Below are 14720 nucleotides of genomic sequence, written 5' to 3'. Positions count from 1 at the left end.
CCTTGGATCTGATTTTTGCCTCGCTTGGCCTGGTGATCCTTTTGCTTGCGGGCGACAGCCTAGTCCGCGGTGCCGTAAACATGTCGCTGCGCCTTGGCGTGCCTGCGATGATCGTCTCATTGACCATTGTGGCCTTCGGCACTTCCGCGCCCGAGCTGCTGATCTCGATCCAGTCGATTGCGGAAGGTGTGCCTGGGCTGGCGATGGGTAACGTGGTGGGGTCGAACACCGCCAATATCCTATTGGTGCTAGGTGTGCCTGCGCTGATGGCAGGGCTATCAACCAAAACCTGTGACAGCCGCAAAAGTTACCTTCAGATGATGGGCGCGACCCTTCTGTTCATGGTGCTTGCTTTCGGGGGCGAAATTTCTTGGCCGCAGGGTGTGGCGTTGCTGGCGGCTTTGGCCCTAATCCTTGGATCCGCCTTCAAAGAGGCTATGCGCCACCGTTGCGCGGTTAAGGCCGGGCTGGAAGAGGAATGCGAAGATGACGAGGATGTCGAGGGTGCCGACCCAGACATGCCGTGGTGGAAAGTCATCATGTTCCTTTTGCTGGGGCTGATTGGCCTGCCGCTGGGCGCGGACCTTCTTGTGGATTCCTCGACCAACATTGCCCGCCACTATGGCATCTCTGAGACCGTGATTGGCTTGACACTGGTCGCGCTGGGCACCTCGCTGCCTGAACTGGCAACCACCGTCATGGCCGCGCTGCGCCGACAGGCGGATGTGGCCTTGGGCAACGTGATCGGCTCGAACATGTTCAACCTCTTGGCCATTATCGGCATCGCATCGTTGGTCGGCCCGATCCCGGTCGAGCCGGGCATCTTGCAGTTCGACCTGTGGGTCATGCTGGGTGCGTCGCTGATGCTGGCGCCCTTCGTCTTCTTGAAATGGCATATGGGCCGCGTCTGGGGCATCTTGTTGTCGGCGCTGTATATCGCCTACGTGTTGATGGTCCTGGGGAGCGCATGATGCAAGTGAAGCGCGCATTGGTGACCGGGGCAGGGGCGCGACTTGGACGTGCGATGGCCGTCGAACTTGCGCGTCATGGCTTTGACGTCGCTGTGCATTATAGCAGCTCGGCTGACGGTGCCGCACAGACCGTGGACGCGGTCGAGGCCCTGGGTCAGCGTGCTGTTGCCCTTCAAGCGGACTTTCTGAATTTGGACGAGGTTCAGGCGCTGGTGTCGCGTGCAGCGGACGCCTTGGGTGGTCCGCTGTCGGTGCTGGTGAACAACGCTTCTATTTTTGAGTATGACCGCATCGGCACGGTGTCGGCGGACAGTTGGGATCGCCATATGGCGTCGAACCTGCGCGCGCCCTTGTTCCTGATGCAGGAGTTCGCCGCGCAAGCGCCGCAAGCCACGAAGGATGAGAATGGCGAGCAACTGGCCCAAGCCCTTGTTATTAATATGTTGGATCAGCGGGTGCAGAAGCTGACGCCCGAGTTCATGACCTACTCTCTCGCCAAACACGGGCTGTGGACACTGACACAAACCGCGGCGCAGGCGCTGGCCCCGCAGGTGCGGGTCAACGGGATAGCGCCGGGATCCACGATGATCGGCGCGCGCCAGTCGCAAGACCACTTTGACGCGCAACGGGCGGGATCGATCCTGAAGCGTGGTCCGAACCCAGAAGACATCACGGCGGCCCTGTCGTATCTGCTTATGGCCCCCGCCGTGACCGGCCAGATGATCGCCGTGGATGGCGGTCAGCACCTTGGTTGGCAGACCCCGGATGTCATCGGAAAACCCAGCTAATACTGACCTTTCGGCGAGGCACACCGACCTGCCCTAGCGGAAGTTGTGCACCTGTGAAGTAGTTCCACGTCTAATACCTTGTTTTTCACAATGATTTCACGAGTTTACAGAATGGTCATATTTCTTTCCTTTAAAATCAACGGATTATATATGTGCTTAAAAAATAGGCACATCAACGAAAGCGGCTAAAAACAACGGAAAATCCAGCAAGCAGACAACATGTCCTCAGACTTATCCACAGAAACTGTGGGAATGTTTTCTCTTGTGTCCGAAACGATAAGATTGCAGCGGGAAATAGAATCAAGAAAGATGCCCCATGACGCGCGACAAGCAGGACACATCTGAGGTTGAGGTACCGGTTCCAACCGGTCATGAGGTGATCCAGTCTTACCTGAAAACCCTGGACAACTCGCCCGGCGTGTATCGCATGCTCGATGCCAAGGGGCGGGTTTTGTATGTGGGCAAGGCGCGCAGTCTGAAGAAGCGCGTGTCGAACTATGCCAAGCCAACGGGGCATAGCGCACGGATTGCGCGGATGATCAGCCAGACGGCCTCGATGATGTTTCTGACCACGCGCACGGAAACCGAGGCGCTGCTGCTTGAGCAAAACCTGATCAAGCAATTGAAGCCGCATTTCAACGTGTTGCTGCGGGACGATAAGAGCTTTCCTTATATCTGCGTGACGGATCACGAATTTCCTCGCATTAAAAAGCACCGCGGATCACGGAAGGGGAAAGGGCGATTTTATGGGCCGTTTGCCTCGTCTGCTGCGGTGAATCGGACGTTGCAACATCTGCAACGCGTCTTTTTGCTTCGCAATTGCTCGGACAGTGATTTTTCGGCCCGAACACGGCCTTGTTTGCAGTACCAGATCAAACGCTGTGCCGGGCCTTGCGTTGGCCGCATATCGCAAGAGGCCTATCAGGATCTGATCAAGGATGCAGATGCGTTTTTGGCCGGACGCAGCACCAATATTCAGGCCGGTTTGGCGAAAGAGATGCAACAGGCGTCGGACGCGATGGAGTTTGAACGCGCCGCTGCGTTGCGCGACCGGATTGCGGCTTTGACACAAGTGCAGCAGTCACAGGGCATCAATCCTCAGGGTGTGTCCGAGGCCGACGTGATCGCGCTGCATATGGAGGGCGGTCAGGCTTGTGTTCAGGTCTTCTTCATTCGTGCCAACCAGAACTGGGGCAACAGTGATTTCTACCCGCGCACCGGGGCAGGGGCCGGACCGGGCGAGGTACTGCAGGCCTTTGTCGGGCAGTTCTATGACCAGAAAGAGCCTCCGCGCCTGATCCTGCTGTCAGATCCGCTGGACGAACAAGACCTGATGGCCGAGGCGCTGACTGAAAAGCTGGGTCGCAAGGTCGAGTTGTCGGTCCCGCAACGCGGAGAAAAATCCGAGCTTGTCGCCAACGCTCAGAGAAACGCACGCGAAAGTCTGGGCCGCAAGATGGCCGAGACCGCAACGCAAGCGAAACTGCTGGACGGCATGGCCGAGGCGTTTGGTCTGGACGGCCCGCCCCACCGGATCGAGGTCTATGACAACTCGCATATTCAAGGGGCACATGCCGTCGGCGCGATGATCGTGGCGGGGCCGGAAGGCTATATGAAAAGCCAGTACCGCAAGTTCAACATCAAAGGCGATGATCTGACGCCGGGCGATGATTTTGGCATGATGAAGGAGGTCCTGACCCGCCGCTTCAAACGTCTGTTGAAGGAAGACCCCGACCGCGAGGGCGAAGGGTGGCCGGGTCTTTTGCTGATCGACGGCGGGGCCGGGCAGGTCAGCGCGGTGCACGAGATCATGGAGGAATTGGGCGTGACTGACATCCCGATGATCGGTGTGGCCAAGGGCGTGGACCGCGATCACGGCAAGGAAGAGTTCCACCGTCGCGGTGAGCGTCCCTTCGCGCTGAAGCGCAATGACCCCGTGCTCTATTTCATCCAGCGGCTACGCGACGAAGCGCACCGCTTTGCCATCGGCACACACCGCGCGAAACGCGCCAAAGCGATGGGTGCGACGCCGCTGGACGAGGTGCCGGGCGTCGGCGCCACCCGTAAACGCGCGCTTTTGCAGCATTTCGGGTCGGCAAAGGCGGTCAGCCGCGCGGGGCTTGAGGATTTAAAGGCGGTGGATGGTATTTCAGAAACACTTGCAGAAACCATCTATGGCTTCTTCCATGACCGGGCCTGACACGGTATTGAAAACCTTATGAAATGGACCTTGCCTAATATCCTGACATTGTCGCGGCTGATTGCAGCCCCGGCTGTGGCGATCATGTTCCTGTATTTCGCACGCCCTCTGGCGGATTGGCTGGCGCTGATCTTGTTCCTGTCGGCTGCGGCGACCGATTGGCTGGATGGCTATTTGGCGCGCAAGTGGAAGCAGGAAAGCAAATTGGGCGCGATGCTGGATCCCATTGCCGACAAGGCGATGGTTGTGATCGCGCTGATGGTGATCGTGGGCTATTCGGATGTCTATTGGACCCCGTGGCTGGTGCTGCCCGCCACGGTGATCCTGTTCCGCGAAGTCTTCGTTTCGGGCCTGCGCGAGTTTTTGGGCGACACGGCGGGTACGCTGAAGGTGACCAAGCTGGCCAAGTGGAAAACCACCGCGCAGATGGTTGCGATCGCGATTCTGTTCTCTCGTGGTATCTTCGAGCATCATCTGGTGATGGGCTCGTTTGGCATGGATCAGGCGATGTTCGATCAGATCATGCTGGGCGAGGTCGAGGACGTTAACGGTCTGCGCGGCTATTATCACGGGATGATCTGGTCGGGGCGTGTTGGGTTGTTCCTGCTGTGGCTGGCCGGTCTTCTGACCGTAATTACCGGCTGGGATTATTTCCGCAAAGCGCTACCCCATTTGAAAGAGGATGACGCATGATCGACGTGATGTATTTCGCTTGGGTCCGCGAACGGATCGGAGAGCCGCGCGAGCGGGTCGAGACCTCGGCCGCGACGGTGTCTGAACTGGTCGACGAGCTCCGCGCCCGCGAACCGCGCTATGCAGCGGCGTTTGAAGACCTTTCGGCGTTGCGTGTTGCGTTGGATCAGGAGCTCACAGACTTCGACGCGTCGTTAGAGGGCGTGCGCGAGGTCGCGTTCTTCCCACCCATGACAGGGGGTTGATATGACGGTTCGCGTTCAAACCGACAGTTTCGATCAAGGGGCAGAGCTTTCGGGATTTGCCCAAGGGCGCAGTGATCTGGGTGCGGTTGTCAGCTTCACCGGCATCGTTCGGGACGAGGCTGGCGCGCTCGACCGGATGGAGATCGAGCACTATCCCGGCATGACCGAGAAGGCGATTACATCCATCGTGGAGGAAGCCACGCGTCGTTGGTCCTTGGCTGATTGTCTGGTGATCCACCGCCACGGCCCGCTGCGGCCCGGGGATCAGATCATGATGGTGGTCACGGCCTCGGCCCACCGTGTGGCGGCGTTTGAAGCGGCAGAGTTCCTGATGGACTATCTGAAGTCCCGGGCGCCGTTCTGGAAGAAAGAGTTCACCAAGGATGGCAGCACCGACTGGGTGGATGCCAAGGTGAATGACGAGGAAGCGTTGAAACGCTGGGCAGAGTGAAGTCTGTTTCGCGCCCGGCAGGGTATTGATCGGACCTTAGCTTTTCTGAGGAATGATCTGCTGCGCGATCCCGGCGCCCAGCAGGTAGATCGACGTAACGACCAGCCCCCAATGCGCCCAGCTTTCCGGGTGGAAATCGACCCACGCGGCCCAGCCTGCAAATCCCGTCCACGCCAGGGCCATCGGTAGGCTGACCGGGCGCCAGCGCTCGGTGCGCACGGGGTGGATGAACTTCAGGGGCAGGAACATGGCGATCGCAATTGCGGTCACCAGCGCGGTCATGACCCAGAAATTCGGTTCGGTCGCGAACAGCACCAAGATGACCATGTTCCAGCAGCCGGGGAAGCCCGAGAAGCTGTTGTCCTTGGTCTTCATCCGCGTGTCCGCGAAGTAAACAACGCTGGCGAAAGTGATCACGATGATCGCGAACCAACCGGTCCAGCCGGGCATCAGACCCGATTTGAACAGTGCATAGGCCGGGATGAACACATAGGTCAGATAGTCGATGATCAGGTCCATCAGCACGCCGTCATATTGCGGCGCATTGACCTTGACCTCATAGCGGCGCGCCAGCGGTCCGTCGATGCCGTCGACGATGAAGGCGACCACCAGCCACAGGAACATCAGCCCCCATTGCTCGTCTACGGCAGCGAGCATCGCCAGCATGGCGAAAACGGCTCCGGTTGCGGTCAACAGATGGACGAGCAGGGCTTTGGTCTGAATGTTCATCCGCGCTTTGTGCCGGAAAACCGCTTTGGTGGAAAGCGAAAAGCTGTGAGGGGTCTGTGTGGTGTCAGGCGCGGGGATGGGCGGCGTTATAGACCTCCACCAGCTTCGAGGTATCCAGCGCCGTATAGCCTTGCGTGGTCGACAGGCTGGCGTGGCCCAGAAGCTCTTGAATGGCCCGCAGATCTCCGCCCGAGGCCAGAAGATGCGTGGCGAAGCTGTGGCGAAGCGCGTGGGGGGTGGCGGTGGCGGGCAGGCCCAATTGAAGCCGTACCTGTTGCATCATTTTTTGCACTTGTCGTGCCCCCAGCGCCCCGCCGCGCACGCCGCGAAACAGCGGCAGGTCCGGGGCTTCGGGATGGGGGCAAAGGGTGCGATAGGCTTCGACCGCGTCGCGGGCGGCGGGTAGGACGGGCACCAGACGTTCCTTGTTGCCTTTGCCGCGAATGCGCAGCACCTCGCCCAGCGGAGCATCTGCGGCGGTCAGGCCAAGCGCTTCAGAAATACGCAGACCGCAGCCGTATAGAAGGGTTACTACTGCTAGATCCCGCGCGCCGACCCAGTCATGGCGTGATTGAAGCGGAGCGATGTCCCGCACGGCCTGCGCTGCGTCTGGGGACAGCGGGCGGGGAAGTTTCTTTGCGAATTTCGGGCTGCGGGTGGACAGGACGGCGGTGGCGTCAAATCCGTCTTGTTGGCTGAGCCAGCTGTAGAAGCTTTTTACCGCCGACAGAGCCCGCGCTAAGCTGCGCGTGCCAATGCCGCGCGCACGCTCGGACGCCATCCATGCCCGCATATCGCTGATGGTTACACGGGCCAGCGCGCCGCGCCCGGCTTCGCCGCCCAGATGCGTGGCCATGAAGTCCAGAAATCCGCTGATGTCGGCCTGATAGGCTTTGATCGTGTTCTCGGACGCCGCATCCAGCGCGCGTTTGTGATCTAGGAATAGGGTCAGCGCGTCCCGCGTTCCGGGTGGGATATTCAGAGATCCCTCGCGGCTCATGACAGCCAGCGGCGCATTACGCGTTCAAAGACGCCCCCGAAGAATTCCAGCAGGTCCGTGCCCTGTCCGGGACGGAATTGGGACAGGTCCTCGGCACCCAGAACCAGCATGCCGGGCAGACGCCCTTCGCCAAGGTCCAGAACGATGCAGGCCTCGGACCGGATCCAGAAGCCGCAGTCGCCATAGATGTCGGGGTCTTTTTCGTGCATCTGTCGAAGGAAAACGGTGCGCCGGTCCGGGCCAGCGGCTTGCCCAAGGTACTCGTCGATGAACCCGGCGGGGAGTGTCGAGATCACAGACCCGAGGCGATCAAGCGATGCCTCCTTGGTGTCCTGTTCGGTTTCCAGCACAAGGCGGATGCAGTCGATCTTCAGGGTCTCGGTGACTTCGCCGTCCAGATCCTTCATGAAAGCCGCAAAATCGGTGGGGTCCAGCATGCGCAGCACGGCGCGGTGGATCAGCGCCACGCCCGAGACGTTTTCATACGCTGCGGCCACGACCGAGCGATGCGTGTCTTCCAACTTGTCCAGCCGGTTGCTCAGCCGGTCCATCGCCGCGCCGCGCAGATCGACGATATTCGTCCCCATCTGACGTTCATGCGCGGTGACCAAAGCATTCATGATGTCTTGGTCGTTCAAAATAATCTCGGGCTGCGCAATCAGATGCGCGCGTAGATCGTCATCCAGTGCCGGGGAACTGCTCATGGCCGCCTCGATGTTTTTTGTCGTTTTCGAGATGCTACACCAAGCAGGCGGGTAATGTCCAAAAAACGGACATGGGCCTGAAAATAGAAAAGGGGGCCGTGGCCCCCTCGTCACATGCTTCTAAGCAAGACCTGCTTACAGGATCTTGATGTCAGCAGCTTTGATGTCAGCCAAGAATGCGTCCAGACCATTGTCGGTCAGAACGTGCTTCGCCATTGCCTGAATGACCGAAGGCGGAGCCGTGGCAACGTCCGCGCCAACCAAAGCGGCGTCTTTCATGTGGTTCACGTTGCGGATCGAGGCGGCCAGGATCTGCGTGTCGAACATGTAGTTGTCATAGATGGTGCGGATATCTTCGATCAACTCCATGCCATCTAGGTTGATGTCGTCCAGACGACCGATGAAGGGCGAGATGAAGGTCGCGCCGGCTTTGGCAGCAAGCAGCGCCTGGTTGGCCGAGAAGCATAGGGTCACGTTGACCATGGTGCCTTCGTCAGTCAGGGTCTTACAGGCTTTCAGCCCGTCCCAGGTCAGCGGAACTTTTACGGCGATGTTGTCGGCGATCTTGGCCAGCTTGCGGCCTTCAGCGATCATCGTGTCGGCGTCGACGGCGGTGACTTCAGCCGAGACGGGGCCGTCTACGATGTCACAGATCTCTTTCGTGACTTCGATGATGTCGCGGCCCGATTTTTTGATGATCGAGGGGTTGGTGGTCACACCGTCCACCATGCCAAGGTCGTTCAGTTCCTTGATGGCGTCGATGTCGGCGGTGTCTGCAAAGAATTTCATGTGCGCGTATCCTGCGGAAGTTTGCGTTTGCGCTCTCTTACCCCATGGGCGCGCGGGCAGAAAGCCCCTATGGTGTGCCTGATGACGGGGAATCTGGCCTTATGAGTGACATCGAGCAGTTTCCGGCAGGCGCAAGGGTCGGCGTTTTGACGGCTCAGCCGTTGGACCGAATCCTGACATACCGCGCGCCTGAAGGCGGCTGCGTGCAGGGCGACTATGTCGAGGTCCCGCTTGGGCCGCGCAAGGTGCTTGGGGTTGTTTGGGGGCCGGGCGAGGGGGGCTTTGATGCGTCCAAACTGCGCGCGGTGATCCGGGTGCTGGACGTGGCGCCGATGCGATCCGAAATGGCCGAGTTCCTGACCCGCGTAGGTGACTACACCCTGACCCCGATGGCGCAAATGCTGCGTCTGGCGACCCGTGCGCCGGGGCTGTCTGACCCGCCCTCGATGCGCAAGGTTCTGAAGGCGTCTGGGTATCGCCCCAACCGTCTGACGGACGCGCGTGCCAAGGTGATGGATGTGTTGATGGACCAGCCCGGCGTGGGGTTCACCCAGAAAGAGCTGGCCGATCTGGCGGGGGTCAGCGGGTCCGTTGTGAAAGGTCTGGTAAAGCTCGGAGCCATCCGCGAGGAAGATACGCCGCGTGACCTGCCTTATCCGCGGCTTGATCCAAGCTTGCCCAGCAAGGAACTGACCGAAGACCAAGCCGCCGCCGCCAAGCAGTTGACCGACGGCGTGCGCTCTGGCCGCTATGGCACCACGCTTCTGCGTGGCGTCACTGGCGCGGGCAAGACCGAGGTCTATCTGGAAGCCGTCGCCGCCTGTCTACGCAAGGGACGGCAGGCGTTGGTGCTGCTGCCCGAAATTGCCTTGACCGCTGAATTCCTGAAACGGGTCGAAGAGCGCTTTGGCGCGCGCCCCGCCGAATGGCATTCCGGCGTCACCATGACCGAGCGCCGCCGTTGCTGGCGCATGGTCGGGCAGGGCGAGGCGCAGTTGGTTGTCGGAGCCCGATCAGCGCTTTACCTGCCGTTCCGCGATCTGGGCCTGATCATCGTGGATGAGGAGCACGACAGTTCCTACAAACAGGAAGATGGAGTGCTCTATTCCGCCCGCGACATGGCGGTGATGCGGGCATCCATTTGCGACGCGCAGGTTGTGCTGGCCTCGGCCACGCCGTCCTTGGAAACATGGGCCAATTGCGAGGCGGGGAAGTACAAGCGGATTGAACTCACCAGCCGCTATGGTCCCGCTGTCATGCCCGAAATGCGCGCCATCGACATGCGGCAAGAAGACCTGCCCGCGCAAAGCTGGATCTCGCCCACGTTGAAGGCCGCCGTGCGGTTGCGCATCGCGCGGGGCGAGCAATCGCTTCTGTTCATCAACCGCCGCGGCTATGCGCCCGTCACCATCTGCCGCGCCTGCGGGCACCAGATCGGCTGTGACCATTGCGACGCGCGGATGGTCGAGCACCGCTTCCAACGACGCCTTGTCTGCCATCAATGCGGCGAGACGAAACCGATGCCGGATGCCTGCCCGGAATGCGAGGTCGAGGGCAAATTGGCCCCGGTTGGTCCGGGCGTTGAACGACTGGCCGAGGAGGTGACCGCCGCCTTCCCCGACGCGCGGATCGCGGTTTTGTCATCCGACCTGTTCGGGTCGGCGCGTGCCTTGAAAGAACAGATCGAATTGATCGCCGAGGGCGGGGCGGACATCATCATCGGCACGCAGCTGGTCGCCAAGGGGCATAACTTCCCAAAGCTGACCTTGGTGGGTGTGATCGACGCGGATCTGGGCCTGCAAGGCTCGGACCTGCGCGCGGCGGAACGTACCTTCCAGCTGATCCGGCAAGTGGCTGGCCGGGCAGGGCGGGCGGAAACGCCGGGCGTGGCTCTGTTGCAAACCTTCCAGCCCGAACACCCGGTGATCCGCGCGATCTTGGCGGGCAAGGAAGAGCAATTCTGGAAAGCCGAAGCGGGCGAGCGCCAAGCTGCGGGCGTGCCGCCCTATGGGCGTCTGGCGGGGATCGTCCTGTCCTCTCCCGACATCCAAGCGGTGTTTGATCTGGGCGCGGAAATGGCCCGACGGCCCGAGCCGCTCACCCAAATCGGCGCACAACTTTTCGGCCCCGCCCCCGCCCCGATTGCTCGTGTGAGGGGCCGCCACCGCGTGCGCCTGCTGGTGAAGGCCGAGAAAACCGCCCCCATCCAAGCCGCCTTGAAACGCTGGCTTGCGCAGTTCCCTATCAAGGGGGATATGCGGGTGTCGGTGGATATCGATCCGCAGAGTTTTTATTGAGGGGTGGCGGGTATGTGGGACAAATCCGTCCACCCTGAAATATAATAAATGATCTCAAACGAGTGAGTTTGACCTTGTGGAGATATGCCCCCACTATTCGAATGGATCGACAGTAAACGAGCTGGAGCCATGAGAATTTCAACCAGACTTGCATCAGATGAAAGCGATTATGAACAAGCGCGCGACCTATGTCGTCAGTGGCTCGATTGGCATTGGAAGAACTATCCGACCGACTGGCCAACCGAAGGAAACCCGATGGACCCGGGGCGGTTCGCAGCAATACTTGATGATCTCCCTTCGCTTCACGCAAGGCCCAGTGGCGGTATTCTGCTCGCGTCGCTCGGGGATCAGCCCGTTGGATGCGTTATGTATAATGAAGCACGTGCTGGCGTCGCCAAATTCAACCGGATGTTTGTGTCCGAGAATGGCCGCGGGTACGGAGTTGGGCGCCGTCTCTTAGAGCATATGTTCGAGCAAATGATCCAAGATGGTTATCAAAAAGTGATCTTCTCATCCGCAAACTTCCTGACACATGCCAAAGCGATGTACGAGGCCACTGGATTCACTGACATCCCCCATCCTGAGCATTTCCCCGACCAATGGCGGCCCTATGTTTACTTCATGGAACGTACGCTCGTGGAATGAAAACAGCTCTTCGTTTAGCCTGTAGCCTTGATCAGATTGGGCTCTCAGCCGACCTGTGCTTTGATTGTTACTCCGCCGCCACCCCAACGGCCCCGCGCTGATCTACCAATGCATCTGTCACCATCGCGCCAATCCACATGCACAGAAGAGCGAGCCATGCGGTGCCGACGAAGATGGAGCCTCCGGTGACGCCCGCGCCAATGGCGCAGCCGCCAGCCAGCATGGCACCGAAGCCCATCAGGACGGCACCGGTCATGGAGCGGCGCATGTTGGCCTCGCCCTCGAACCCTTGGAACTTGAACTCGCCGGTTAGCCAGCTGGCCGCAAAGGCCCCGATGACAACGCCGGGGACAAGGCCCACGTCGAACTCCAGCACCGGGTTAGAGACAAGGAAGAACATTAGTGTGTTGGCGGACGGGCCCGAGAAGGTGGCCGAGGTCACGGACACAGGCTCGAACGCGGCGAGGGACAGTTGGTAGGTCAGCACCCAGCCAAGGGCCACGGCGAAGCCAACACCCGAGCCGAAGATCAGGCGACGCGGGCCAAGGCCTGCTTTGCGGGCGATCACGATGGCCAGAACTGCGGTCATCAGGCCTAGTGCAAGCCCCGACCAGTCGGGCAATCCCAGTACGTTCAGAAGGTTTACGTTCACGCCGCCTTCAGTCATCCACAGGCGGGCGAGGGTGTCGCGGGTGGGGGCAAGCCAGCCGTGCAGGCTCATCTGCGCAACAACAGCGAAGATCAGGCCCGAGACGACGGATCGCAAGTTGCCCGTCGCGGCCAAGACCAGAAGACGCCCGGAACAGCCACGCGCCAGCACCATGCCGACGCCAAACAGAAGCCCGCCGATGATCGCGCCGGACCAACTGCCGGTGACGGCCATCATTCGTGCGTCCTCGGTCCGCATCAGGCCCATAAGGTTCGCGCCCTGCACCCAGACCAGCGCGGTCGAGAAGGTCAGAAGCCACACGGCGACCGAGCTGTCCATCATGCGGCGGGCGAACTCGACTGCAGCGGCACGCAAGCAAAAACGCGAGCGCTGGGCTGACACGCCAAAGACGATGCCAGTGATCAGGCCGAACAGGGCGGCGGTCGGGTTCTCTCCGATACGGTCGATCAGGGGGACGATGTCCATTGGGGGCTCCTTCAAGTTGGCGCAGTTTTAGCGACATCACCGCGCGCCACCTTGACCTATGTCAGAAACGTATTTGCATTTGTGAATGCGATTAGCGCTCGCAAAACGCGGATTTCAGGCGTAAGGCAGGCGGATGAGACACCAGACCCTGACCCTTGATGATGCCCGCGCGCTGCCGTTCTGGCGGCGCCCCATCTTCCTGTTGATGCTGATGGCTGCGGGGATGCCGATTGCGTTCTTCACCTGGTCGGCACTTCTGAACAACTTCGTGATCGAGGCTGCGGACTTCACCGGGGTCGAGATCGGCTGGCTGCACACCGTGCGCGAGATCCCGGGCTTTTTGGCAATTGGCGTAATTGCTTTGCTGATGCTGTTTCGTGAACAGGTGCTGGGGATCGTGTCGTTGGGCCTGTTGGGTGCGGCCACCGCGATCACTGCGTGGTTTCCCAGCTTTGGCGGGATCTTGACGGTCACCATGCTCAGCTCGATCGGGTTTCACTATTTCGAAACGGTAAACCAATCGCTTCAGCTGCAGTGGATCGACAAGAAGAAGGCGCCGCAAATGCTGGGCTGGATCATGTCCATCGGGTCGGCGGCGGCGCTGGTCAGCTATGGCCTTCTGGTGCTGACATGGAAGACCTTCGACCTAAGCTATAACCTTGTTTACATGATCGCGGGCTGTACCACGCTGGCGATCGCAATCTTCGCCTATTTCGCCTATCCGCAGTTCGAAAGCCCCGAGCCGCAGCTAAAGCAGTTCGTGCTGCGTCGTCGATACTGGCTGTATTATGCGCTGCAATTCATGGCGGGCGCACGGCGTCAGATCTTCGTGGTGTTCGCAGCCTTCATGATGGTCGAACGCTTCGGCTTCGAGGTGCACGAGGTCACGGCGCTGTTCCTGATCAACTATGTCGCCAACATCTTTTTCGCTCCCTTGATGGGCAAAGCCGTGTCCGTCTGGGGCGAACGGCGCGCGCTGGCGTTTGAATATGTCGGCCTGATTGGCGTGTTCCTGGCCTATGGCGGGATCTACTATTTCGGCTGGGGCGTGGTTCTGGCTGCTGCGCTTTACGTGCTGGATCACCTGTTTTTCGCGCTGGCGTTTGCCCTGAAGACCTATTTTCAGAAGATCGCGGACCCACAAGACATTGCCCCTACGGCGGCGGTCGCCTTCACCATCAACCACATCGCGGCGGTCTTCCTGCCTGCGCTGCTTGGGTACCTCTGGGTGGTCTCGCCGGGGGGCGTGTTCGGTCTGGCCGCTGCTATGGCGTGCGTCTCGCTGGGCTTGGCCTTACTGATCCCACGCCACCCCGAAAAGGGCAATGAGACGATCCTGACCCATATGCGGGCGCGCGCCCACGGATAAGCGGGAAATCGCGTGTTCCTTAGAGGGTCGGAGTTTCCTTACTCGCTGGATCATATGCAATCTGACACACTGAGCGCGTTCGCTCTATTGTGGACGCGTGTTTTGTATTGTCTTATTCAAGAGATCCGATTTGAGTACCAATCTGGAGTTCTACTCGCGCTTTGACGCGATCGACATCGACTATGCCCTGCGTGCTCTTTCCGCCGAACGGCGGCGGCGCGCAGACGGGTGGGGCAGGCAGGTCAGAACTTCGATCTTGATCGCCGCTTTCGTGAGTATTTCAGCCATTGTCGCGTTCGCCAGTGATGCCAGCATGTGGACTTTTCTGTCCTTCATGTTGCTGATGGGGGCCGGGCTGTTGGTTATCTGGCAAAGCCGGAACTCCTATATCAAGACACTCAGCAGATCGCGGATGCGCGAAGGGGTGGCACGGATCGTGCTGTCTCCGCTGGGGATGCGAATCACGCATCCAGGGTACGAGGTGCTGATCTCATGGAGCCATATGGAAGGCGTGCTTGTGACCGACCAGGGATTGCTGTTGCTGATTGGTGCTTATGACTATTGCCCGATCGAGAGATCGGCTTTTAACAGCGACGCCCACATGAAAGAGGTCTCGGCCCAGATCGCAGCATGGCGTAGCGCGACAAGCGACGACGCGCCCCCGCCAGACGCTTGACCCGCCCAGAGCAGGGCGCTAGGGCACA

General features: G+C 60.1%; 15 protein-coding genes. 10 read left to right on the top strand and 5 right to left on the bottom strand.

Annotation, left to right across the window (positions count from 1 at the left end; all coding sequences use genetic code 11):
- Positions 1–2: 2 nt before the first annotated feature.
- The 6 genes from G0Q00_RS11275 to G0Q00_RS11250 all read left to right on the top strand — a co-directional run bounded on the left by G0Q00_RS11275 (position 3) and on the right by G0Q00_RS11250 (position 5348).
- The gene (locus G0Q00_RS11275) at positions 3–971 is read left to right on the top strand and encodes a calcium/sodium antiporter (RefSeq protein WP_163039370.1); all 969 of its coding nucleotides are present in this window, start codon (positions 3–5) and stop codon (positions 969–971) included.
- Positions 968–1759, top strand: a complete 792-nt coding sequence (locus tag G0Q00_RS11270; RefSeq protein WP_163039368.1) for an SDR family oxidoreductase — start codon at positions 968–970, stop codon at positions 1757–1759. The genes G0Q00_RS11275 and G0Q00_RS11270 overlap by 4 nt, the downstream gene beginning before the upstream one ends.
- Before the next feature lie 316 nt (positions 1760–2075).
- Positions 2076–3959 carry an excinuclease ABC subunit UvrC gene (gene uvrC, locus G0Q00_RS11265; protein ID WP_163039366.1) on the top strand — a complete coding sequence of 628 codons (1884 nt, stop codon included), beginning with the start codon at positions 2076–2078 and terminating at the stop codon, positions 3957–3959.
- An 18-nt stretch (positions 3960–3977) separates the two neighbouring features.
- Complete coding sequence (gene pgsA / locus G0Q00_RS11260) at positions 3978–4652, top strand: CDP-diacylglycerol--glycerol-3-phosphate 3-phosphatidyltransferase (RefSeq protein WP_163039364.1); 675 nt, start codon at positions 3978–3980, stop codon at positions 4650–4652.
- Positions 4649–4897 carry a molybdopterin converting factor subunit 1 gene (gene moaD, locus G0Q00_RS11255; protein WP_203564977.1) on the top strand — a complete coding sequence of 83 codons (249 nt, stop codon included), beginning with the start codon at positions 4649–4651 and terminating at the stop codon, positions 4895–4897. The genes pgsA and moaD overlap by 4 nt, the downstream gene beginning before the upstream one ends.
- A gap of 1 nt (position 4898) precedes the next feature.
- Positions 4899–5348 carry a molybdenum cofactor biosynthesis protein MoaE gene (locus tag G0Q00_RS11250; RefSeq protein WP_163039362.1) on the top strand — a complete coding sequence of 150 codons (450 nt, stop codon included), beginning with the start codon at positions 4899–4901 and terminating at the stop codon, positions 5346–5348.
- Positions 5349–5384: 36 nt separating this feature from the next.
- Here G0Q00_RS11250 and G0Q00_RS11245 read toward each other — a convergent pair whose 3' ends face one another.
- The 4 genes from G0Q00_RS11245 to fsa all read right to left on the bottom strand — a co-directional run bounded on the left by G0Q00_RS11245 (position 5385) and on the right by fsa (position 8570).
- The gene (locus G0Q00_RS11245) at positions 5385–6077 is read right to left on the bottom strand and encodes a phosphatidylcholine/phosphatidylserine synthase (RefSeq protein ID WP_163039360.1); all 693 of its coding nucleotides are present in this window, start codon (positions 6075–6077) and stop codon (positions 5385–5387) included.
- A 64-nt stretch (positions 6078–6141) separates the two neighbouring features.
- Complete coding sequence (locus tag G0Q00_RS11240) at positions 6142–7077, bottom strand: tyrosine recombinase XerC (RefSeq protein ID WP_163039358.1); 936 nt, start codon at positions 7075–7077, stop codon at positions 6142–6144.
- Positions 7074–7781 carry a DUF484 family protein gene (locus G0Q00_RS11235; protein WP_163039356.1) on the bottom strand — a complete coding sequence of 236 codons (708 nt, stop codon included), beginning with the start codon at positions 7779–7781 and terminating at the stop codon, positions 7074–7076. The genes G0Q00_RS11240 and G0Q00_RS11235 overlap by 4 nt, the downstream gene beginning before the upstream one ends.
- Before the next feature lie 135 nt (positions 7782–7916).
- Positions 7917–8570 (bottom strand): fructose-6-phosphate aldolase, encoded by a 654-nt coding sequence (gene fsa, locus G0Q00_RS11230; RefSeq protein WP_163039354.1) that lies wholly within the window; start codon positions 8568–8570, stop codon positions 7917–7919.
- 101 nt (positions 8571–8671) lie between these two features.
- Between fsa and G0Q00_RS11225 the strand changes: the two genes are divergently transcribed.
- Both G0Q00_RS11225 and G0Q00_RS11220 read left to right on the top strand, forming a co-directional pair.
- A complete protein-coding gene (locus G0Q00_RS11225) occupies positions 8672–10867 on the top strand; it encodes a primosomal protein N' (protein WP_163039352.1) in 2196 nt (731 codons plus the stop codon).
- A gap of 129 nt (positions 10868–10996) precedes the next feature.
- Positions 10997–11512: a GNAT family N-acetyltransferase gene (locus tag G0Q00_RS11220; protein ID WP_163039350.1), complete on the top strand. Its 516-nt coding sequence runs from the start codon at positions 10997–10999 to the stop codon at positions 11510–11512.
- A gap of 67 nt (positions 11513–11579) precedes the next feature.
- Here the strand turns inward: G0Q00_RS11220 and G0Q00_RS11215 are convergent, their stop codons facing one another.
- On the bottom strand, positions 11580–12647 hold the full coding sequence (locus G0Q00_RS11215; protein WP_163039348.1) for a YeeE/YedE family protein: 1068 nt from the start codon (positions 12645–12647) through the stop codon (positions 11580–11582).
- Between the two features lie 133 nt (positions 12648–12780).
- Here G0Q00_RS11215 and G0Q00_RS11210 point away from each other — a divergent pair, with 133 nt between their 5' ends.
- Together G0Q00_RS11210 and G0Q00_RS11205 are read left to right on the top strand one after the other, a co-directional pair.
- Positions 12781–14016: an MFS transporter gene (locus tag G0Q00_RS11210; protein WP_163039346.1), complete on the top strand. Its 1236-nt coding sequence runs from the start codon at positions 12781–12783 to the stop codon at positions 14014–14016.
- A gap of 130 nt (positions 14017–14146) precedes the next feature.
- Positions 14147–14692 carry a YcxB family protein gene (locus G0Q00_RS11205; protein ID WP_163039344.1) on the top strand — a complete coding sequence of 182 codons (546 nt, stop codon included), beginning with the start codon at positions 14147–14149 and terminating at the stop codon, positions 14690–14692.
- Positions 14693–14720 lie beyond the last annotated feature (28 nt).

The sequence above is a fragment of the Aliiroseovarius sp. PrR006 genome (assembly GCF_010500215.1).
Taxonomy (GTDB): domain Bacteria; phylum Pseudomonadota; class Alphaproteobacteria; order Rhodobacterales; family Rhodobacteraceae; genus Aliiroseovarius.
Note: the sequence above shows the minus strand (reverse complement) of the source record. Positions and strands in the feature narration are given on the sequence as shown.